Genomic DNA, 22,109 nt, shown 5'->3' with positions numbered 1-22,109 from the left:
TATCTCCTCACTAGTCGCCGCACGGAGCTGGCTCTACTTTTATTTTTGACGACATATCTTGATACGTAAAATGCAATATTTTTTTCAACCGTTTGAAGTACTTAAATAAGCGTTCATTTGGATGTGCATTTGCCTTATATTCCTCAATAATGTCTGTAATAAGCGGAATAAGCTGTTCTGGCTCTAGTCCCTCTACAACTGGCTGTGCTGCATGTGCAGTACGCCCTACTGGTTTCGCACCGATAAAAACATCAAATTTACTTTTCCGATAGACGATACCTATATCGTCAAATACTGCACGATAACACGCCATGCCACAGCCATTAAAGCCAATGTTCAGCGTTTTAGGCAACGACAACCCACCAAGTTTTGCTTGAATCTCCTCTGCATATGGAATTGAATCTGCCTTCTCGCCATAACAGAAGTCACAAGCCTTTAATGACAGCACATCCCCAATTGGTGCGAGTAAAAAGCCTACTTCTCTTAACTTTTCAGTAATAATTTCTGGCTCTGTCGTTGGAATTTTTAAATGAATTTGATGGTCAGGTGTATATTCCATCGTGCCTTCATCTCCCACAACTTCAGCTAACGTCATCATTTGCTGTGGAGTGAAAAATTTATTCGCTACCCCAGGACTAACAGCAAGTTCAAAAATCGACTCCATTTTTTGCTGAACTAACTTCGTTGTAGCCTTTGTGACAGTTGTTCCTTTCACCATGGCTAGTGCAGTTGCTGCCATTTCTAGAGATGATTTTTCTTGTACCGATACAGGCGCAGGTGCTATCGCAATACTACTTTTCAGACGTCCTGCATTTGGATCTGCAGCAAAGTCATGACTTGCAGTACCTGTTTCTTGGTTCATTGCCCACGGCTCATTTTCTTCTCTTAAACGCTGGTGTGGACGTAAAGGCTGTTTTTCTTCTCCAAGTGTATATTTGCGCTGATAGCCACGCGGTGTAATCATTTTATTGTCATAGAAAAATGTCGATGAATTTCCAATAATAACTGTAGTTAACATGCCGATATCATGCTCGAGCATCTCTGCTAAAGTCGTCATCGTTATTTCCTGACGATCACGGTAGGCACTTTTCACAAGTCCTACAGGTGTATCCGGTGATCGATATTCTAGTAAAATCCGTTGGGCTTCTACAATTTGACGTGTACGGCGACCACTTTTTGGGTTATATAACGCAATGACAAAATCGGCCATCGCCGCAGCTTCCACACGCTTTGCAATTAAATTCCAAGGTGTTAAATGATCGCTTAAACTAATCGTGCAAGAATCATGCATAATCGGTGCGCCTAGCAAACTTGCACACGAATTAATAGCAGAAATTCCTGGCACAATTTCGACTTCAACACCTGTTGCTTCCGTCCACCCAAGCTCAATTAGTACTTCATATACAAGTCCAGCCATCCCATATACGCCTGAGTCACCACTCGAAATAACAGAAACGATATTTCCAGCCTCCGCTTGACGTACCGCTTCTTGTGCTCGTGACACTTCTTCTGTCATACCAGTACTAACAATCGACTTCGCACTTACTAAATCTTGAATGAGCTCAACATACGTTTTATAACCGATAATAAATTCACTTTGTTGTAATGCCTCTACAGCACGTGTCGTAATATGCTTGAAATCTCCAGGTCCAAAGCCTACAACAAAAATCTTTCCTTTTTGCGCCATTTTTTACCCCTCTTTCACCTTGTCGATGCCTTTAATGGCTGTTGTTTGTGGGGTACGTTGCAACGTACCTTCTGTCAGTGTAAAAACATGCTCGCTGTGTAAAGAATCATGGTTTAAATCTTGTACAAGTGTTCTACCATGCTCAACTGTTGGTATACGATACCAATTTCCCTGTGGGTACGCGATCACAACACAAGCATCTTTACATCTGCCATTACAACGCGTTCTTGTCGTATGTATTTCCTTATCGAGTGCTAATTTCTCTATTTCGTCTCGTATTGCGAGCGTAATTTCCTCAGCTTCTTTTTTCATGCAACTACTACCATTACAAATAAAAAGATGGGTTTTCATGCCCTCTAAATTCCAAGTTGTCATTGCTTTTCTCCCCTCATTCTACTTTTAGGAAAAAGAAAAAACCTTTACTCGATATCGAAGAGTAAAGGTTTTATAGAAGCCAAAATAAAAACGAATATACACGTATCCGCTCTCGCTTCACTTCTCCCTCCGAAAAGTTTGCATATCATCAACTAAGCAGGTTTCCTGACTTAAGCTTCCTCTTACTTTCGCGCCTTCCCAAGTTTTCAGTGGCATTGCGATTTCATCAGCTATTACAGTAGCGGGGGCTGTATCGGATTTACACCGATTTCCCTATTATCTCGAAGTATATCGAGCACTTAATGATGGATTTATATTTAAATTTTGAAATGAAATGTTAATAAAACGAATATAAAACTGTTTCTATCATAGCCTATCATTTTTATACTTTTCAACATTTCTTTTTTATTTATTAGATTTTTAATAAAATTTCAACAAATATTTCATTAAAATTGATAGATTTTCTCTGACATTTATCTGAATTTTCTAGATTGTTATTTTATAAAAAATTTTTTACAAAAAAAAGGATAGCTTATGATTGGAAAAACATGTTACACTTCTTCGTGAAAACTCACAACTTCATCTTTTTTCGGTGCGAAGTGTATACATTTTGCTTAAAAGGGAAGCCGGTTCAAGTCCGGCGCGGTCCCGCCACTGTACTAGGGAATTTTATAGAAAATGTCACTGTCCATAGGACGGGAAGGCCTATAAAATGTTGAACTAAAGCCAGGAGACCTGCCGAGAAAATCGTGATCGTTTCAACCTACGAGGATAGGTGTGCGGCTTGGCAAATGACAGTTCTATTTGCTTTTTCAGCTATGCACTTTTTCCGAAACGGAGAAGTGCTTTTTTTATTGCGCACGCTACATTCGAAAATTACTGTTGAGGAGGAAAGGTTTTGAAATTTTCTTTTTGGAAACTTAGTTATTTCTTAGTGGCTCTTTTACTAGTACCAAAACGAGCGTTTGCCATGCATATCATGGAAGGATTTTTGCCGATTGAATGGGCGATTTTTTGGTGGGTTATTTCGATTCCATTTATTATTTTAGGATTACGTTCTATTCGAAAAACAATTGACGAAAATCCTGAAACGAAAATGATATTAGGCTTATCAGGTGCATTCGCATTCGTCTTATCGGCACTGAAAATTCCATCAGTAACAGGAAGTTGCTCACATCCTACTGGTGTTGGCCTTGGTACAGTTCTTTTCGGACCATTAGCCATGAGTGTGATTGGCACAATCGTTTTATTATTCCAATCATTACTTTTAGCGCATGGTGGTATTACCACTTTAGGTGCGAATGCTTTCTCTATGGCAATTGTAGGACCAATTATTGCGTATTATGTCTTTAAAGGTTCTCAAAAAATCGGTCTATCATTCTCTATTGCTGTCTTTTTTGCAGCGATGCTTGGGGACTTAGGTACATATGTTGTCACTTCAGTTCAATTAGCATTGGCTTTCCCTTCTGAAGTAGGAGGCTTTATGGCTTCATTCACAAAATTTGCAGGTATTTTTGCTTTAACACAAATCCCTCTAGCAATTAGTGAAGGAATTTTAACAGTTATCGTTATGAATTTCTTAAAAAAATACAATGTGAGCGAATTAAAGGCACTACGTGTTTTCTCAGCAAAGGAGGCACATTAGGATGAAGAAAAATTTACTGCTACTAGCTGTCGTTGTACTTTTAGCAATCATCCCTCTTTTCGTACAAAAAGGTGCAGAATTCGGTGGTGCAGACGGAGAAGCTGAAGCTGCAATCGGTGAAATTAATGCAGAATATGAACCATGGTTTGAGAGCTTATGGGAGCCACCAAGTGGTGAAATTGAAAGCTTATTATTCGTATTACAGGCTGCGATTGGTGCTGGCTTTATTGGCTATTTCGTAGGCTATATGCGCGGCAAGCATAAGGAAGGTTAAACGGATGTTACTCATTGATAAGTATGCTTATATGAATAAACTAGCGTCCGTTCATCCGTTAGAAAAAATGACGTTTTCCTTGGGGTTACTGCTATTGTCGCTTATCGTGAGAGATGAACTTATTTCACTCATTACATTTATTGTAATGAGTGCTTTTATCATTTTAGGCGCAAAAATCCCTTTCCAATACTATGCGAAATTACTGCTGTTACCAGGATTTTTTCTGCTATCCAGTTTACTATCTATTTTGATTTCAATTGCACCAAATTCAAGTAACCTCCCAGCACATTTCTGGGCATTTTCTCTTAGTAATTGGACCTTTTTCATCGGAAATGAAAGCATGATCACAGCACGGCAGCTATTGTTCTCTGTATTAGGCAGTATTAGCTGTTTATACTTTTTAATTTTAACGACATCGGTACAATCTATTTGTCACGTCTTACGTCAATGGCGTCTGCCTGCTTTATTTGTAGAATTAGTAGAGCTAACGTATCGATTTATTTTCATCTTTTTAAATAGCATGCAAAAAATTCATCTTGCTCAACAATCACGCCTTGGCTATCAATCACCTATGCAATGGCTACGGTCGATTTCCATGCTTATTGCAGCATTGTTTGCGGAAATGTTTCAACGTAGTCGTGAACTAAATAATGCGATGCAAGCACGTGGTGGCGAATCTGTTTATTGGCAAGACAATGTATGTTATAGCAAGAAAAACTGGTTTGGAATTGTTTTTATATTTTTATTCCTCGTAATATATGGAGGTTTTTTCTCATGACAGAGCTTTATTTTGATCTTAAACATTTATCATATGCCTATGCAGACGGTACCGAGGCACTTACAGATATTTCATTGCAAATTCCAAAGGGGAAAAAAATCGCCCTACTAGGTCATAATGGTGCTGGCAAATCAACACTATTTCAGCATCTAAATGGAATTTTAAAACCGACCGATGGCAGCATTACGTTTTGCAACGAAGCGCTTAGCTATTCTAGAAAAGCATTATCCGCATTACGTCAGCAGGTCGGCATCGTATTCCAAGATGCTGACAATCAACTTTTTTCAGGTACAGTAAAGCAAGATATCGCTTTCGGGCCATTAAATCTTGGCTGGTCTCATGAAAAAATCGAGGAAAAAATCGCCTGGGCAGTAGCACAAACAGAGGTTGAGTCATTACTTGATAAGCCCATACATTTTTTAAGCGTCGGACAGAAAAAACGTGTTGCCATGGCAGGTGTGCTGGCAATGGAACCTTCTGTATTACTATTAGATGAACCGACTGCTGGACTAGACAATTATTATGCTGCACAACTTTTACATTACTTAGCTAAATTAGAAAATGGGGAACGAACTTTTTTATTGGCAACCCATGATATCGCTTTGGCTTATGAATGGGCGGATCAAATAATTGTTATGGAGGCTGGGAAAGTCATTTACAATGGGGACCCGGTCGAATTGTTCTATCAAGAGAAGTTACTTGAACTAGCCCATCTTGAACGACCATGGGTTTTTGAAATAACCCTCGCCTTACAAAACAAAAAGTTATTTGACGTTGGCATGCCTATGCCTCGATCAAAAGAAGACTTACAAACACTTATCGAGCAGCTCTAAATTGTTTGGGTGCCAGGCACTCAAACAATTTTAAAACAATTGAAAAAAATTTATTGAGATATGAAACTTTTCTATTTTCCATCCGTTATAAATAGTGAAATGTCATATTTTACTGAAGGAGGAAAAACAATTGAAAAACTGGGTGATGAAATCAATCGCTGTCGTAGCATGTTCTGCACTAATGGTTCCTGCTGCTTCTGCCTTTGCTGAAGCACCACAGAACCCAGAATTGGTGACAAGTATGCTCGCTAGCAACAAAAGGCAAGCATTAAAGCAGTTCAACGATCAAACAGGAGGAAACGAATGGATTAGTGCCGATACTATTATCGTCAAACATTCGGGTCTTGCGAAGACCGTACATAGTAAAATTGGTTCAAAAGTAATTCGATCGATTCCTTCATTAGGTTACGAAGTAATCCAACTAAAAAAAGGCATAACATTAACAGAGGCTGTTTCGTATTATGCCAAGCAAAACGGAGTCAAAAGTGTATCTCCAAGCTACAAGTACCAGTCCTTTAATAATGCAGTCGATCCAAAGAAAAAGGATATGTATCATATAAATCTACTGCAAATTGATAAGGCTTTATCATTAGCAGGAAATCATGAGGTCAAAGTAGCAGTTATCGATTCTGGTGTAGATTATAAACATCCAGATTTGAAGTCTCAAGTGCTTCCACCTTATAATGCGGCAACGCCTGCCAATACCTCATTTTCTGATCCACACGGGACGCATGTAGCAGGCATTATTGCAGCTACTAAAGATAATGGGCTTGGTGGACATGGTATTTATCCATCAGCAAAGATTCTTCCAATAGATGTCTTTAACGGCAAACAAACTGCAAATGATTTCGTTATTGCACAAGGTATACTTTACGCTATTGAACAAAACGCTGACGTTATTAATATGAGTCTCGGTGGCTACGGAGAATCTCCACTAATGCAGGAAGCCGTTAAAAAAGCAATCGATAAAGGCATTACGATTGTAGCTGCTGCAGGTAATGATTCAACAGATCAATACTCCTTCCCCGCTTCTTTCGAAGGTGTCATTAGCGTTGGTTCTACAAATGAACGCAATAAACTATCAAGCTATTCCAACTATGGACCATCAGTGGACTTAGTTGCACCAGGAGAAGATATTTATAGTACCGTTTATGATCGAAAAAAGGGATCATCCTTCACAGCATTTAGCGGGACTTCTATGGCATCTCCTGTAGTTGCGGGTGTAGCAGCCCTACTAAAATCAAAATATCCCACTTTAAAGCCTCATGAAATAGAGGCAATACTCGAAATGACCGCAAAGGATTTAGGTGAAAGAGGCTACGACCTAACCTATGGACATGGCCTCGTCGACCCATTAAAAGCAATGCACTTCGATTTAAACAACCTACCAGAGCGCTATTCTGAAACAAAAGAAGAGCGTCTAACCAATGCCAAAGTGCTTAATAAAAATCGTCTGAATACCGAAAAAGGCGAATTCAAGCTACCAGATGAAAAGAAATGGTATAAAACTGAATTAGATGCAGGGGAATATATTCAACTATCATTAAAAGGTGCTAGCAACTATGACTATGCATTTGACTTATACTTCTACCCTACAGGTCAAAAAGATGAGTCTGAAACTATCAATGTCAATGATGTTCGCGCAGGAAAACAAGAAGGCTACCTTTATAAAGCAGAGCAAGCAGGAACGCTTCTTATTGGCGTTAAGGATCATAATGGTGGCTATAGCTTAAAAGGTGCATCAAACTATATTTTCACAGCGCAAACGACAAATGAATTACCGATCGATTCATTAGCAATGGATAGTGCACATAAAATTCAACAGTTCCCATTTAGTACGGCAGGAGAAAATTATACGTTACTCTCAGACGATCAACAAGGTGACCAAGATTACTTTACATTTTCAGTAACGCAACCATCAACATTGAAATTTGATTTATCTGGTCTACCTGGTGTTACAGCATCAATGGAAATCTATTTAAAAAGTGATTTGGATAACAACTCAACAGAACAAATAGATGAAGACGAATGGAATGAAAATGCACCCTACCCATTACAAGCATCTTCTAGCTCAGCAAAAGGTGAAAGTGTAAGTATCGTTTTCGATGCAATCCCTGATGAAGAGTATGTACTAAGTGTATCCAATGACAACAGTGGCGCAGTGTCAATCGATATGCTCTTTAATGGCGGTATTGATAACGAGGAAAAAGCGAACATGAATGAATCAATTATTCCTTACACGTTAAAAGGAGAAATTGTTCATCTTCCTGAAGATGAAGATGGACTTCCATTGGATGAGCCAATGCTTGAAGACGATGTACAAAATAGTGATGGCGCACCAGCTCCAAATAAAGCAAAAAAACGTGAACGAGGAAAAAATTTTTTAAATCTTCTTTCAGGTCCCGATTTTGAGGAAAATGGTTTAGATGCGGATCTCATTATGACGAATGCGATTCCTTTTAATATCGGTGAAGATCAAAAAGCATACTTCCAAACTGAATATGATGAAGATTATTTCGTATTTACTGCTCCAGAAGATGCGATTTATGGTTTCCAAATTAAAAAAGGAAATAATCAAGAGCCAACTGGCACTATATTTGAATATGATGAGGAAACAAATGAATTGCTTCCACTTTCTTCATTAGCGAATGATTCGGGGCTTATTGGTCTACTTTACGGAGTAACAATTGATGAAGACGATCCAAAAACAATTGCTCTGAAAAAAGATAAAACTTATGTTATCAAAATTGTTAATTTTGGTGGCCGTTCCATCGAACCATATTCACTTACATCAAGAAAAATGGCAGCTATACCTGAAGACAAAAACAATGAAATTAATACAGACATCACTGCTCAAACGATTGAACCAGGTATCGATTATCAAAATCATCTCCTCTATAATGATGATAAAGATTACTACTACTATAAACATCGGGGCGAGGATACAGTGTTGAGTCTTCTGTTATCTTCCGTTCCATATACAAATGAACAACTCAATCAAATACCAAAGGAACTACAATTTGACTTGAAATTTTCTGGTTCAATTATTGAGGATACAAACGGCAATATGCAAATCGACGACGATGAACTAGCGAAAGAAATACCGTTTGGACAAGGTGAAAACTTATTTGAAATATTTCTTGGTCTCTCAGGTACTTCAGAGGTCAACACATCTTTCCTAGCGAAAAGAAATCGCGGTTACTTTATTAGTCTTAGCGCCACGGACTTTGGGCTCTTATCGCTCCAACCATACACATTATCTGTATTTAATCATAAAAATGTTGATGAAGATGCAGATTCCACATTAGTGCATGGTGTGCCAACAAAACCAACTATGCTAACGAAAAACGGCGATAAATATGTGGCTAATCAATATTTAAATGCTAGTGTGCCATTTGGCGATAAAGACTATTTCGAATTCCACAATGACCGCAAACGCGATGTATTCTTCTCCTTACAAACTGAAAAAGGTTTAGATGGTGTAATTCGTATTATTGATGCCAATGGAAAAACGGTTGAAACATTAGATCTTTACGGTTCCAAAGATACTGAAGTAGGTTCCGTTGAACTAGATAAAGGAACATATTATATAGAGGTTAGTGAAGTAAACGGCAAAGCTAGTACACAACCATATACGCTCGAAGTACAGTAACTAGCTGCTAAAGTAAAAAAAGGACGAAAGGCATCGAGTTGAACTTCTCGATGCCTTTTGACTTTTTACCCAATAGCTTTATTCAAAAAATAGCTTTCATCTCAATCAAATAATGTTTTCTTTTCTGGAGTACGTAAAAATTCAAAGAGTATATCTATTTGTGCCATAGTATTTCTATTAGTAGAAAGCGGCGGTAAATTGTGTTGCGAAAAAAAGTGAACATTATTCGTTTCAATACCTATAGTAGCTTCCCCTCCAATAATTTCACACAAAATAAATATCTTATAGTAATGATATGGTTCAGGAGGGTGCTGGTGTTTATTTTTGTCCAATAACGCAAGAAGTCTTACTGGCATTACATCATAACCAGACTCTTCTTTAATTTCCTTTACTACATTCTCTGAAGGAGATAATCCAATATCACAAAACCCTCCTGGTAATGCCCATTTATTATCAATATTCTCTTTTACCATTAATATTTGATTATTTTTAAAAACGACACCACGAACATCCACTTTCGGCGTTTGATAACCTGTTTCATTCGTAAATAAGTCCTTAATTTTTGTCATGTCAAGTTCAGTGTTATGTGACATAATCTCTGCACTAATGTTACGTAATTCCTCATAACGCTCGATATCATACATATCCTTAGAAAAAGTTAAGCCCGCTTGAGATAATGCTTGTATTTTTTTTGCCCATTCCAACCATTGGTAACTCATAAAATCCCTACTTTTAAGGACTGCTTGAATTCGGTGACACTTTTTATGATTGAATTTGGTTGTTCGTTGAACTCTTCTGTTTGGTATTCGGGTAACCATTGTACGCCAATCGTATAAACATTCGCTTGCAAACCTGCCACGATATCAGCATCACTATCTCCAATATAAACCGCCTCAAAATTTTCAACCTCTAAAAGAGATAATGCTTTAACTAAACCCTCTGGATCAGGTTTAGGTTTTAATACATCATCACCAGTTATGATGACATCAAACAGCCCTTCCATACTAATGCTTTTAGAGAGATATCCAAGCTTCTTTTTGCCTTTCCCGTGAAAATTCCTATTTTTATATTTGCCTCTTTCAAAGAGGTCAATAATTCACGAATTTCAGGATTAACTTCTACTAAACTTTTATGTAATTCGGCATATTGAGCATAGTAATATTCGATAGCTTCTTCCTTATTAGGATTTGAGAGATTATTTATAATAATACCTGTTTCAGAAGGACCAAACATTTCCTTAATCTCATTTGCAGTAAGATCCTTATTATCATAGTCTTTAAATACTTTTTGAAAAGCATAATAACAAATTGGTAAAGTATTCGCCAATGTTCCATCAAAATCAAATACGATAGCTTTCATATTTTGCTCCTTTTAGTTTATATAGTGATTCCAACGGACATTGTATAAATTGTTGGAATCCCTCTAGTTCTTATTATGATTGTCTGCCCTCCTTTAAAGTTATTAATATATATATTTTACAAATGTTTCTAAAATCCTTTTAATTATTTGTAACTTACGTCTTGAAACCTATTACTCTATCGTAAATACAATACAAAAAAGCATCTTCATCCAAAATGGATGAGATGCTTATTCTTAATTAAAATACTTAACATAATTACAATATTGATCTTGTTTCATATTAAGATTTTCATATAACTTTCGTGCATGAACATTATCTGTAGCCGTTTGAAGCGTAACATACCGTGCATCTTGTTGCTCACAATATTGAAACACCTTCTCCATCAATGCTTTGCCCACCCCTTGGCCTCTAGCATCGTCCGTTACATATATATCATTTAATATATATGCACGCTGTAATGCGATAGATGAAAAAGTTGGATATAATTGTACGAAGCCAATCGTTTTTCCATTTACTACAGCAATAAAAATAATGGATTCTTTTAAAGCCATTCGTAATTGGATAAATGCTTTAGCACTACTTCTATCTGATTCAAGTCCATAAAACTGGCGGTATTCATCAAATAGCACTGTTACTTCTTCTAATTCATCCATAGTCGCGTGAAGTATTTCCATTTCATTCTCTCCCCTTATGTCTACCCATGATTGTTAAAAATATGTAGCTAGTGATAATTATAAAGGAAATGCTGTTATAAAGATATTATGAATAGTACTTCAGAAATGAAATTAAAAGGCGCCGCTCTGAAGTCACTTCAGACTTCAAAAACAGCACCCTTTGCCATATTTAGTGGAAATAATGATCTACACGTTGTATTACTTCATCAGCAGAAAGCCCAGCCGCATCGATAACAGGTCCTGCCATTAAAGGATCGCTAATTCCCATAACATCTCTGTCTTGCCCTGTTATTACGCAAGCATCGCATTTTTTTGCATCCTCTTCATTACGAAGCTGAATCACTTCATAACCTTTTGCTTTTAAAGCATTTTCAACATTTGATAATGATTGTTCGACACCGATAATTTTAGACATTTTTCTTCCACCTCCTATATGTTAATGTGCCATATAGGTTTGCTAATTATTCACTTATTTTATTTTTTGTTATGAACAAAAATGTTAATTGTTTTAACAATCATTTTCTAGTAAAACACAAAATTAATTTTCCTTAATTATACAAAATAACCATAATACGTGTTATACTACTTTTTCATAGCATTAAATAACTGGAAGAATAGGAGGAATAACATGATTTATAGTAAAACTGAAAAAACACTAGAAACAGATCGTCTACTGCTACGTCTTTTTAAAGAAACGGATGCGCAAGAAGTCAGTAATTATTGTAACAATTACAATATATACAAAAGCACGTTGAATTTACCTTATCCATATTCATTAAATTGTGCTCTTACATGGATTGCAAATCATGAAAAGCACTATGACTTAGATAAAATGTATGAATTTGCGATTACAGACAAACAAAGTGGTCAGTTATATGGGGCAATCGGTATTTCAAATCATCAACAATACAAAAATGGCGAAATCGCCTATTGGATTGGTGAGGAGCATTGGGGCAATGGCTATGCAACGGAAGCAGCCAAGGCACTAATCGACTTTGTGTTTACAGAGAAAAACTACCATCGTGTTTACGCTCGCTATTTTAAATCAAATCCCGCTTCTGGAAAGATTATGGAGAAATGTGGTATGCAATATGAAGGTACGCTTAAAGATCACATTTATAAAAATGACTCATTTGAAGATATTGTTTTTTACGGAATTATTAATCCGATGAAATAAAAGGCGCAGATGGGGGTTTACGTTGAACGTAATGCCCCTTTTGGTCTTAGGTCCACTCCTATTCGTGATCGTCTAAAAAATCTTTACTAAAGCTTGTTTGTGATTGATAAGAAGATCGTTTACCTATATCAACACCTCGTTTAATGATGCCTTTCCCAAAGCGCCCTTCAATCTCATCCACTACCTTTAATATAGGCTCGTCTTTTACATGCTCTTCAAAATTGAAAATAGACAGCTGTTGACTATAATCTTTTCGATCAACTACATTCGAAACAGTAACACCGAGTAACCGAACAGGCGACTCGTCCCAATGTTTATCAAAGAGCGCACAGGCAATCTCAAAAATATCTTCAAAGCGATAAATTACATTCGTCATCGACTTTGAGCGTGTATGATTGTGCCAATCAGCACCACGTATTTGTATACTAACTGTGGAACCTGCTAGACGTTTCGCATCGAGTCGTTCTGCTACTTTTTTGCACAGCCCATCGATTGTTTTATGCAGTAGTCGAATATCGGTTACATCTTGCGGCAATGTCGTAGAATTGCCGACACTTTTTGTATCATAAATGGCAATTGGGTCAACTTCTCTTGTATCGATTCCATTTGCTCTTGCACGCAGTCTAACCCCATTTTTACCTAAAATATGCTTGATTGTATGTTCCTCAACCATAGCCAAATTGCCGATTGTAAAAATACCTTGGTCATTTAACTTTTTGGCTGTACTTTCACCAATACCATGCATTTTGACTACTTCAAGTGGCCAAAGCACTTGTTCAATATCCCGTAGCCTTAACACTGTGATACCCATCGGTTTTTTCATATCTGATGCTGTTTTGGCTAAAAACTTATTAGGGGCAACACCAATAGAGCAAGGTAAATCCAACTCTGTTAATAAACGAGTTTGTATTTCCTGGGCAATTTGAAGTGCATGGCGTTCCTTACTTAACAGCGTTACATCCATATAGCCTTCATCAATTGATACTGGCTCCACCAGTTCTGTATAGCTTCTTAAAATAGCAAACATCGCTTTAGAAGCCTCACGATATTTTTGAAAATCTGGTGGTAGCAACAACAGATCTGGACATTTTCGTTTCGCTTCATGTACCGTCATTGTCGTATAAACGCCAAGCGCCCTCGCCTCATATGAACATGTCACTAATATTCCCCGACGCTCCTTTGGGTTGCCTGCAATTGCAATCGGTTTCCCTTTTAAACTAGGGTCATGCGCCTGCTCAACAGATGCATAAAAACTATTCATATCAACATGAAAAATAATCCGTCCTTTATGTTCCATCATTTCACCACACATACCATTATTATGTACTTTCTATTTTAATCTATAAATGTATAGTCACCATCACTTTCGAGCAATTCCTTTAACACCGTTAAGGCTTGCTCTAGCTGCATGCTATTTTCCGGCGCAGTAATCGCCAATCGGACTGCATTTACAGGTTTTGTATTGCCTACCGCAAAACGCTCTGCAGCATACACTTGTACGCCCGCTTTCGATGCAAGTAATTCAAACTGCACACCAGTAAATTTTTCAGGCAATATAAGCCACCTGAAAATGCATTCATCATTGCCTAAAATGTTGTATTCACCTAAATATTGATTAACTAGTGCATTTTGCTGTTTAGCATATAATCGGTGTTTCTCTAAGATTGTTTGTGCAACACCATCTTGAATCAATCTAGCAGTAAGTTCTACCATGACTGGTGATACAGATATATTAATATTATATAATGTTTCAATAATTTTCTTTCTTAAAGCACTAGGCGTCACAACAAAAGAGAGCCTTAACCCAGGCGAAATCGTTTTGGACACACTTGCAATATAAACTACCTTTTCTGGTGCATAAAATGCGATAGGCGCAAGTGGCTGTTCCTGTATAAAACTATAAATCGCATCCTCAATAACGATTAAATCTTTTTGCCTTGCCACTTCTGCAATCATTTTCCTCGTGTCGATTGACATTGTATGGGTAGTTGGATTATGAAAATCAGGAATAACATAAAGTCCTTTTATATGTTCATTTTTGCAAGCATATAAGAGTCCTTCTTTTGTCATCTCTCCATCTTTTTGCTGAATAGCCACTAGCTGTATACCAAGCATATTGGCCGCCGTTTTTATCCCAGCATATGTAATCGGATCTGTACCAATACGATCTCCTGGATGAAACAATGCTGCTAGTGTACCGACAATTGCATTTTGTCCCCCTGCCCCAAACAATATCGGCTGATCTGTTTGAAAGCCGACTTTTTCTAAAAGCTTTGCTGCAGCCTCTGTTTGCCAAGCATTCGCCTCGGGTCGCCCATATTGAAATAACTTACTAAAATTAGAATCATTGAGCATTTTTTTCATATAGCGCGTTATTTCCTCATTGGCGTAAGTTGCAGGCAATACTGAGCCCAACTCAATCATATGAGCAGAATGACTTGTAGGTAATAAAATTTTATTCGTGGCGGCATCAGAAGAAACAAATGTACCGCTCCCTATTGAAGCATAAATTAGACCCTTCTGTCCGCAAAGCTTAAACGCACGAGTAATGGTGCTTAAATTTACATCTAAAAAATCAGCAAGCTCTCGTTGTGGTGGCAACTTTGTACCTGGCAATAAAATGCCTTCTTTAATATCCTGTTCAAGCTGCTCAGCAATTGCAATATATATCGGCCCTGTAATATTGCGGATATTCGGCTTCCAGCTCATTGGGTATTCCTCAAATGAATTGAATGGCATTTTTCAAGCCCCTTTCTTTCGCATTTGCATACAATATTTTAATTGTCTTGCATACAATCATAATATTGTATGCAAATGATTACAATGATATAATTTTTAAAAAATCAGAAAAAAGGACCGATAAAATTATGCAATATTCTGAAAGAATCTTAAACACACCATCTTCATTCATCCGTAATATTTTGAAAGTAACGGATGCCGACGATGTCATTTCCTTTGCTGGAGGGCTTCCAAACCCAATCTCCTTCCCAATCGATGCATTAAAAGCATCTGTAGATCATGCCATTAGTGAAAATGGCAGTCGATTATTCCAATATTCATCTACACAAGGATATGCGCCTCTACGTGAATATATCGCTGCAAAATATCGCCGTGTTCACCGGCTAGATATCCATGCGGATGATATATTAATAACAACTGGTTCACAGCAAGCACTTGAACTCATTGGGAAAGTACTTATTAATAAAGGTGATGGCATTGTGATTGAGGAGCCAGGCTATTTAGGTGCTATTCAAGCCTTCACATTAAGTGAGCCTACTTTTTATGGTGTAACACTTGAAAACGATGGTCTTAACTTAGAAGAGTTAGAGAAAGCTTTACAGCAGCCTAATGTTAAATTCGTCTATACTGTTCCAAATTTCCAAAATCCAACGGGACTAACGTATTCAAAGGAAAAACGTCAACAAATTTATGACATCATTTCTAAATATGACGTAGCACTAATTGAAGATGATCCGTACGGAGAATTACGCTTCCAAGGTGAGCCATTACCTTATATCGGTGCCGGAAAACTCGAAAATAGTATTTTACTAGGTTCTTTCTCTAAAACAGTTACACCAGGTATGCGCCTTGGCTTTGTCATTACAAAAAACAAAGAGTTAATGAAACATATTGAAACAGCAAAACAAGCGACTGATTTACACACAAACATTTTCTCTCAATATGTCATTTATGATTATTTAGCGAATAATGACTATACGGAGCACGTGAAAAAAATTGTTTCTTTATATAAAAATCAATCTAATGCAATGCTAGACGCGATGCAAGAATTCTTCCCTGCACATGTTGAATACACAAAACCAGATGGTGGGATGTTCATCTGGGCTACTATGAATAACGGAGCTTCCGCATTAGACGTTTTCAATAAAGCAATGGAACAAAAAGTCGCTTTCGTTCCTGGTGACCCATTTTATACATCTAAAACAGGCGTAAACACAATGCGTCTAAACTATACAAATGCTACACCTGAAATTATCCGTGAAGGGATTAAACGTTTAGGCAGCATTTTATAAAAACAAAAAGAACCGTATAAGCGCTTATACGGTTCTTTATTTTTCATTAGGGTAATAGATTGTCATACTTAACTTAGTTAATGTATCACCGTTATTACTATAGAAGTGAGGGCGGTCAGCTTTAAATCGGATAGAATCGCCATTTTCTAATATATACTCGTTGTCGTTAACCCGAATCATTAATTCTCCTTCAAAAACGGTAATAAACTCTTCTGTTCCTTCTTTATGAGCCTCAGCGCTTAATTTCCCATCTTTATCAATTTCAATCATATAAATTTCAAATCGACTATCTTCTTGAAATGGAAAATTCGGATATACTCTATATTTTCCATTATCCTCTGACAATACTTGAATATCCTTTTTTAAAACGACTTCAGTATCCGTCTGCGGTTGATGGATTAGGGAAGTAAAAGATACTTTTAGCCCATTTGCAATTTTCCATATTGTTGTAAGCGTCGGACTGGACTCTCCTCTTTCAATTTGTCCAATCATTGTTTTACTAACACCGCATAGCTGAGAAACTTTTTCTAAGCTTAATTTTTCTTTTTCTCGAATTGCTTTTAAATTTCTTGCAAAAATAAGATGAATTTCCTCCATTACAATCACCTCTTATCGTATGTACAATATAACGTACGTTATGTATAATAAAAAGAACGACGTTATACTGTTTATTTTAGACATTATAACATACAAAATACAAGGAGGACTAAAATGCCTTACATATCTTTTTTAGTATTCGTTGTCATTACTAGCTTTACACCAGGTCCGAACAACATTATGGCAATGGCATTTGCCAATCAATATGGATTGGGAAAAACGATTCAGTTTTGTCTAGGTGTTGGAATTGGTTTTTGCACAATAACTGCATTAAGCTGTTTTTTTAATATTGCCCTCATTAGCGTCATGCCCATAATAACCGTCCCATTAACCATTTTAGGGGTGGGCTATATGTTATATTTAGCTTTTAAAATATTAACCTCTAAAGAAAATGACGAAAATAGTCACCATACTAAAGACAATAGTCGAAGCTTTTTGCTACTCGGTGCCTTCTTGCAATTTGTAAATCCGAAAGGTATTTTATTTGGCATCACAGTCGTTGCAACCTATATTCTTCCATATTATTCATCGTTTACGAGCTACATTTTTTTCGCCCTATTTTTAGGATTTGTTGGCATTACAAGTACATTTAGTTGGGCACTATTCGGTTCAGTTTTTCGCAAAGTGCTCATTAAATATCGTCAGCCATTTAATATTTTAATGGCTCTTTTATTACTTTATAGTGCCTTTTCAATACTCATACACTAATAAAAATAAAGAAACCTCATCGTACGTTATTACGTACAACGAGGTTTCTTTAAACTACTTAAAGTATTATTTTGTATATGTTAAAACGGCATTCTTCTTAAATTTCGCTAACGCTGCTGTTGCCTCGTTTTTGTTTGTATATTCGAAAATACGAATATTTTTATTCTCAAATACTGTTACAACCCACATTCTAACCGCTCCTTTCAATTTTATTTTTGTAATATAACAATCACCAAAAATGTGATAAAAAGAACTAACTGTCTTATAACAACTTCTTGCTAATTCCTATTGTACGCTCTTTTTTTAAAAAATAAAGCTTTATGTGAAGCCCTTCACAAACTGTTCAATTTCAAAACGCTTTCATTGAACAATTTGTGAAAATCTTCATATTTTAGGTATAAATTATGGACCGTTTACTTGCCTACGATAGCTTTAGCCTGAGCATAACTGGCTACTAGAAAAACCGTCTGTACGCCTTTTCCACGATGTACAGACAGTCTTCCAATTTCAATCATCATTTAGTAGTAGTAGATTTTATTTTATAAGGATGATGAATTAACAAAACACTTCTTCTTGCTTTTGTGTAAGTTCTATTTCAAAGCCTAAATCTTCGAGCATGCGATAATCACTATTCACTTCCTGCCCTGCAGTCGTTAAATAATCCCCGACAAAGATACTATTTGCTGCATACATTCCGAATGGCTGAAGAGAACCTAAATTTACTTCGCGCCCTCCAGAAATGCGAATTTCCTTCGTTGGATTTATATAACGGAATAACGCTAAAACTTTTAAACAATAGCGAGGATTTAACTCCTGTGTTCCTTCTAGCTTCGTCCCATCAATCGCATGTAGGAAGTTTACCGGAATCGAATCTGCATCCAATTGGTGCAGGGCACGAGCAATCTCCACGACATCCTCTTTTGTTTCCTTCATCCCAATAATGGCCCCTGAGCATGGAGAAATACCATGTTTTTTCACAACCTCAACCGTATTTACACGATCTTCATACGTGTGTGTAGTCGTAATATAAGAATGATGGCGTGCAGATGTATTTAAATTATGATTGTAGCGATCCACACCTGCTTCTTTTAGTTGTTGTGCCTGCTCTTCTTTCAGTAATCCAAGACATGCACAAACTTTTAAGCCGTATTGCGCTTTAATTTCTTCAACTGCTTCACTCACTACATTGACATCTTTACGAGTCGGTCCACGTCCGCTTGCTACGATGCAGTAGGTTCCTATTTTATTTTCAAACGCGCGTTTTGCCCCTGCTAATATTTCCTCCTTCGTAATGAATGGATATTTGTCAATAGGCGCTGTCGACTTAGATGACTGCGAGCAATACCCACAATCTTCTGGACAATAGCCACTCTTTGCATTCATGATCATATTTAATTTTACTTTTTTACCGTAATAATGCTTACGAATGGCAAAGGCACCGTCCATTAGTTTTAAAATGTCATCGTCATCACTATTTAAAATGGCAAGCGCCTCGTCATTACTAATAATTTTGCCCGCAATCACTTCATCTGCTAACTGTAACCAATTCATTGAACATTCTCCTTTTCAACTCGCACAAGTTTTAAAGCTCTAGCGGAACGAAATACTTTATATAACCGTTCTGCTAAAAAGGCAGAGGCAATCGCTAGGCAAAAGTCTGCAACAATACTATTAAGAAAACCTACTAAGAAAACATGAGACCAGCTTGATTTCATGTTTAACCATACATTCAATGCCATATATAAATAAGGCACAGCTACTGCATAAATAATGATAAGCCCAACAATATTTGCACCGATGAAGTGTTTTTTCGATGGCACCTCTACTCGATTAATTAGAAAACCAATCACTAATGCTGCAAGTGCGAAGCCTATTAAGTAACCAAAAGTCGGTTGCAATACATATGTAATGCCTCCTCCTTGGGTAAAAACTGGCATGCCTGCTAAACCAATTCCTATGTAAACGAGCTGACTTAGAAATCCATTGCGACCACCAAGTAAGCAACCTGCCAAAAAAACAAAAACAATTTGTAATGTAAACGGCACTACAGGAAGTGGTATTTTAATAAATGCCCCAACAGCTGTTAAAGCAGCAAACACCGCTATCATTACAAGTGAGAGCGTTGATTGTCGTTGAAACATGCATGATTCCCCCGTTCTTCAAAAAATTGAACAATTGTTTCTTTTGTTGTTTGAATCATAAATCGCATTTCTTCATCCGTTATAATATAAGGTGGCATAAAGTACAAAACATTCCCTAGTGGACGAATAAGTAATCCTTTTTTTAATGCTCTTTTATATATTTGATAGCCGATACGCTCCTCACTCGGTAATGGCTCTTTCATTTCGCGATTCGCCACTAGCTCTATTGCCCCGACAAAGCCTACTTGCCGATATTCGCCAACAAAAGGCAAATCACTAAAAGCCTCTACTGCTAGCTTACGCATGCGTTCACTTTTGTCTTGCACAATGTCTATGTAATGCTCTTCTTCAAACATCGACAATACTTCAAGTGCAACGCGGCAAGCAAGAGTATTCCCCGTATAACTATGCGAATGTAAAAATGCTTTCATCGTCGCATAATCATCATAAAATGCTTGATATACTTCATTTGTTGTTAACACGACCGAAAGCGGTAAATAACCACCTGTTAAGCCCTTTGACAAGCACATAAAATCTGGCGAAATTTCAGCTTGTTCGCAGGCAAAGAGAGTACCTGTTCGACCGAAGCCAACCGCAATTTCATCTGCTATTAGATGGACATCGTATGCTGTACATAACTCCCGTAAACGCTGTAAATAAATAACTGGATACATTTTCATGCCTGCCGCTGCTTGAATAAGTGGCTCAATTATGACCGCTGTAATTTCCTTATGATGTGTAATTAGCTCTTCTTCAACGAATTGAATACATTGGGCATCACAATTTTGCGAATTTTTATTGAAAGGGCAACGAAAACAATCTGGCCCTTGTGCTCGCACTGTATCTAATAATAGTGGTTGATACACTTCATTATAAAGATCGACACCACCGACTGATAAAGCGCCAAGTGTTTCGCCGTGATAAGCATCTGTTAATGCTAGAAATCGTTTTTTCGTCGTTTTTCCTATTTGCATATGATACTGAAAACTCATTTTTAATGCGATTTCTATAGCGGATGAGCCATTATCTGCAAAAAATACTTTTTGCAAACTATGTGGTGTTAAAGCTACTAATTTTTGCGCGAGCTTAATCGCTGGAACATGTGAGAAATTTGCAAAGATTACATGCTCCAAAGTAAAGGCTTGCTCACTTAAAGCTTGACTAATACGTGGATTGGCATGTCCAAATAAATTTACCCACCAGGAGGAAACAGCATCTAAATAGCGATGATTCTTTTCGTCGTACAACCATACACCTTGCCCTTTTTTAATAACAATTGGTGGGAAGTCCTCATAATCCTTCATTTGTGAGCATGGATGCCATACATGTTGCAAATCGGTTTCTTGTAACTCAGTTAATACTTGTTTCATGTTTTAACAGCCTTTCAAACAATGATGTATCCGTAATAGCTAAGTCCATAATGTGCGATATATGTTTCAGCTTCGGTAAAGTCGCAAACGGTAATGGGTGATGCCTTAAAATCGTTTTAATATTGTCTTGCTCCATCCCACTACCCGTGTCACCGTTAAATACAATGCCAAGAACTTCAATTTTACGTTTACTTAATGCTTCTAACGTCAAAAGTGTGTGATTTATTGTACCAAGTGTTGTGCGAGTAACAACGACTACTGGTAATTTACTTTGAACAATTACATCCAAAAGTGTCGTTTCGCCATATGAATCTAACGGTACAAAAAGCCCTCCTGCCCCTTCACAAATAACAACATCCCATTTTTGCTGTAATTGCTGCATTTGACCTAATAATCGCTGTGTATTTATTTGTTGCCCCTCCAGCTGAGCCGCAAAATGTGGTGATGCCGCTTCTTTGAACGAATAGCCATTTAAATTTTCTCGGTCGAGCAATTGTAAAGAATATTTTTCATACATAGTCGTATCGTAGTAATAGGATTGCTCACCGTCATGTACTTCACCAGTTTGTACCGGCTTATAAGGCGTCACGTGTATGCCCTGTTTTTGCAAATTTCGCATTAATAATGTGGTAACAAATGTTTTACCAACATCCGTATCTGTGCCAACAACCCAAAAATGTTGCATCTTAACCTCCCCCTCTTTTGTGTTAACCAACCACAAACATTAAGTTAACACATCTATTTTCATTTTGTAAATGCTCTTTTTTGTTTTTTTATGAAAATTCATGCTTTGCTTATATCAGTTAA

Annotated in this window: 21 protein-coding genes, 1 pseudogene and 2 riboswitches; of the genes and pseudogenes, 8 read left to right on the top strand and 14 right to left on the bottom strand. The window is 37.2% G+C overall.

Annotation, left to right across the window (positions count from 1 at the left end):
• Window positions 1-10: 10 nt before the first annotated feature.
• Together cobJ and NSQ74_RS13440 are read right to left on the bottom strand one after the other, a co-directional pair.
• Window positions 11-1,687, bottom strand: a complete 1,677-nt coding sequence (gene cobJ / locus NSQ74_RS13445) for a precorrin-3B C(17)-methyltransferase (protein WP_340823950.1) — start codon at window positions 1,685-1,687, stop codon at window positions 11-13.
• A 3-nt stretch (window positions 1,688-1,690) separates the two neighbouring features.
• Complete coding sequence (locus NSQ74_RS13440) at window positions 1,691-2,062, bottom strand: (2Fe-2S) ferredoxin domain-containing protein (RefSeq protein WP_340823949.1); 372 nt, start codon at window positions 2,060-2,062, stop codon at window positions 1,691-1,693.
• Between the two features lie 138 nt (window positions 2,063-2,200).
• Window positions 2,201-2,380: riboswitch (cobalamin riboswitch) on the bottom strand.
• A 255-nt stretch (window positions 2,381-2,635) separates the two neighbouring features.
• A riboswitch (cobalamin riboswitch) is annotated at window positions 2,636-2,819 on the top strand.
• Between the two features lie 141 nt (window positions 2,820-2,960).
• Here NSQ74_RS13440 and NSQ74_RS13435 point away from each other — a divergent pair.
• From NSQ74_RS13435 to NSQ74_RS13415, 5 genes are all read left to right on the top strand, one after another.
• A complete protein-coding gene (locus NSQ74_RS13435) occupies window positions 2,961-3,707 on the top strand; it encodes an energy-coupling factor ABC transporter permease (RefSeq protein ID WP_340823946.1) in 747 nt (248 codons plus the stop codon).
• 1 nt (window position 3,708) lies between these two features.
• On the top strand, window positions 3,709-3,981 hold the full coding sequence (locus NSQ74_RS13430; protein WP_173478982.1) for an energy-coupling factor ABC transporter substrate-binding protein: 273 nt from the start codon (window positions 3,709-3,711) through the stop codon (window positions 3,979-3,981).
• 4 nt (window positions 3,982-3,985) lie between these two features.
• Window positions 3,986-4,759 carry a cobalt ECF transporter T component CbiQ gene (gene cbiQ / locus NSQ74_RS13425; protein ID WP_340823944.1) on the top strand — a complete coding sequence of 258 codons (774 nt, stop codon included), beginning with the start codon at window positions 3,986-3,988 and terminating at the stop codon, window positions 4,757-4,759.
• Window positions 4,756-5,592 (top strand): energy-coupling factor ABC transporter ATP-binding protein, encoded by an 837-nt coding sequence (locus tag NSQ74_RS13420; RefSeq protein WP_340823942.1) that lies wholly within the window; start codon window positions 4,756-4,758, stop codon window positions 5,590-5,592. Before cbiQ ends, NSQ74_RS13420 begins: the two co-directional genes overlap by 4 nt.
• 130 nt (window positions 5,593-5,722) lie before the next feature.
• Window positions 5,723-9,244, top strand: coding sequence for a S8 family peptidase (locus NSQ74_RS13415; RefSeq protein ID WP_340823940.1), 3,522 nt, complete (start codon window positions 5,723-5,725; stop codon window positions 9,242-9,244).
• Window positions 9,245-9,345: 101 nt separating this feature from the next.
• Here the strand turns inward: NSQ74_RS13415 and NSQ74_RS13410 are convergent, their stop codons facing one another.
• The 4 genes and pseudogenes from NSQ74_RS13410 to NSQ74_RS13395 all read right to left on the bottom strand — a co-directional run bounded on the left by NSQ74_RS13410 (window position 9,346) and on the right by NSQ74_RS13395 (window position 11,693).
• On the bottom strand, window positions 9,346-9,963 hold the full coding sequence (locus NSQ74_RS13410; protein WP_340823938.1) for an NUDIX hydrolase: 618 nt from the start codon (window positions 9,961-9,963) through the stop codon (window positions 9,346-9,348).
• A pseudogene (locus NSQ74_RS13405) lies at window positions 9,960-10,603 on the bottom strand (HAD family hydrolase). The gene NSQ74_RS13410 and the pseudogene NSQ74_RS13405 overlap by 4 nt, the downstream one beginning before the upstream one ends.
• 234 nt (window positions 10,604-10,837) lie before the next feature.
• Window positions 10,838-11,278, bottom strand: a complete 441-nt coding sequence (locus NSQ74_RS13400; protein ID WP_340823937.1) for a GNAT family N-acetyltransferase — start codon at window positions 11,276-11,278, stop codon at window positions 10,838-10,840.
• Window positions 11,279-11,447: 169 nt separating this feature from the next.
• A complete protein-coding gene (locus NSQ74_RS13395) occupies window positions 11,448-11,693 on the bottom strand; it encodes a YkuS family protein (protein ID WP_340823935.1) in 246 nt (81 codons plus the stop codon).
• A gap of 213 nt (window positions 11,694-11,906) precedes the next feature.
• On the opposite strand from NSQ74_RS13395, the gene NSQ74_RS13390 reads away from it, so the two are divergent.
• A complete protein-coding gene (locus tag NSQ74_RS13390; protein ID WP_340823933.1) occupies window positions 11,907-12,455 on the top strand; it encodes a GNAT family N-acetyltransferase in 549 nt (182 codons plus the stop codon).
• A gap of 58 nt (window positions 12,456-12,513) precedes the next feature.
• Here the strand turns inward: NSQ74_RS13390 and NSQ74_RS13385 are convergent, their stop codons facing one another.
• Together NSQ74_RS13385 and NSQ74_RS13380 are read right to left on the bottom strand one after the other, a co-directional pair.
• Window positions 12,514-13,752 carry a DNA polymerase IV gene (locus tag NSQ74_RS13385; RefSeq protein WP_340826459.1) on the bottom strand — a complete coding sequence of 413 codons (1,239 nt, stop codon included), beginning with the start codon at window positions 13,750-13,752 and terminating at the stop codon, window positions 12,514-12,516.
• Between the two features lie 38 nt (window positions 13,753-13,790).
• Window positions 13,791-15,194, bottom strand: a complete 1,404-nt coding sequence (locus tag NSQ74_RS13380) for an aminotransferase-like domain-containing protein (RefSeq protein ID WP_340823931.1) — start codon at window positions 15,192-15,194, stop codon at window positions 13,791-13,793.
• Between the two features lie 128 nt (window positions 15,195-15,322).
• Between NSQ74_RS13380 and NSQ74_RS13375 the strand changes: the two genes are divergently transcribed.
• Window positions 15,323-16,486 carry an aminotransferase-like domain-containing protein gene (locus NSQ74_RS13375; RefSeq protein ID WP_340823929.1) on the top strand — a complete coding sequence of 388 codons (1,164 nt, stop codon included), beginning with the start codon at window positions 15,323-15,325 and terminating at the stop codon, window positions 16,484-16,486.
• 36 nt (window positions 16,487-16,522) lie between these two features.
• Here NSQ74_RS13375 and NSQ74_RS13370 read toward each other — a convergent pair whose 3' ends face one another.
• Window positions 16,523-17,083 carry a helix-turn-helix domain-containing protein gene (locus NSQ74_RS13370; RefSeq protein WP_340823928.1) on the bottom strand — a complete coding sequence of 187 codons (561 nt, stop codon included), beginning with the start codon at window positions 17,081-17,083 and terminating at the stop codon, window positions 16,523-16,525.
• A 114-nt stretch (window positions 17,084-17,197) separates the two neighbouring features.
• On the opposite strand from NSQ74_RS13370, the gene NSQ74_RS13365 reads away from it, so the two are divergent.
• On the top strand, window positions 17,198-17,791 hold the full coding sequence (locus NSQ74_RS13365) for a LysE family translocator (protein ID WP_340823926.1): 594 nt from the start codon (window positions 17,198-17,200) through the stop codon (window positions 17,789-17,791).
• Between the two features lie 66 nt (window positions 17,792-17,857).
• On the opposite strand, the gene NSQ74_RS13360 is transcribed toward NSQ74_RS13365, so the two are convergent.
• The 5 genes from NSQ74_RS13360 to bioD form a co-directional block, all read right to left on the bottom strand.
• The gene (locus NSQ74_RS13360; RefSeq protein ID WP_340823925.1) at window positions 17,858-17,980 is read right to left on the bottom strand and encodes a hypothetical protein; all 123 of its coding nucleotides are present in this window, start codon (window positions 17,978-17,980) and stop codon (window positions 17,858-17,860) included.
• Between the two features lie 366 nt (window positions 17,981-18,346).
• Complete coding sequence (gene bioB, locus NSQ74_RS13355; RefSeq protein ID WP_340823923.1) at window positions 18,347-19,342, bottom strand: biotin synthase BioB; 996 nt, start codon at window positions 19,340-19,342, stop codon at window positions 18,347-18,349.
• Entirely contained in the window at window positions 19,339-19,932 is a 594-nt protein-coding gene (locus NSQ74_RS13350; protein ID WP_340823922.1) for a biotin transporter BioY, read from the bottom strand. Before NSQ74_RS13350 ends, bioB begins: the two co-directional genes overlap by 4 nt.
• Complete coding sequence (bioA, locus tag NSQ74_RS13345) at window positions 19,899-21,302, bottom strand: adenosylmethionine--8-amino-7-oxononanoate transaminase (RefSeq protein WP_340823921.1); 1,404 nt, start codon at window positions 21,300-21,302, stop codon at window positions 19,899-19,901. The genes NSQ74_RS13350 and bioA overlap by 34 nt, the downstream gene beginning before the upstream one ends.
• Window positions 21,283-21,987: a dethiobiotin synthase gene (gene bioD, locus NSQ74_RS13340; RefSeq protein ID WP_340823920.1), complete on the bottom strand. Its 705-nt coding sequence runs from the start codon at window positions 21,985-21,987 to the stop codon at window positions 21,283-21,285. The genes bioA and bioD overlap by 20 nt, the downstream gene beginning before the upstream one ends.
• Window positions 21,988-22,109 lie beyond the last annotated feature (122 nt).

This window comes from Lysinibacillus sp. FSL W8-0992, assembly GCF_038008685.1.
In the GTDB taxonomy this organism is placed as follows: Bacteria; Bacillota; Bacilli; order Bacillales_A; family Planococcaceae; genus Lysinibacillus.
Note: the sequence above shows the minus strand (reverse complement) of the source record. Positions and strands in the feature narration are given on the sequence as shown.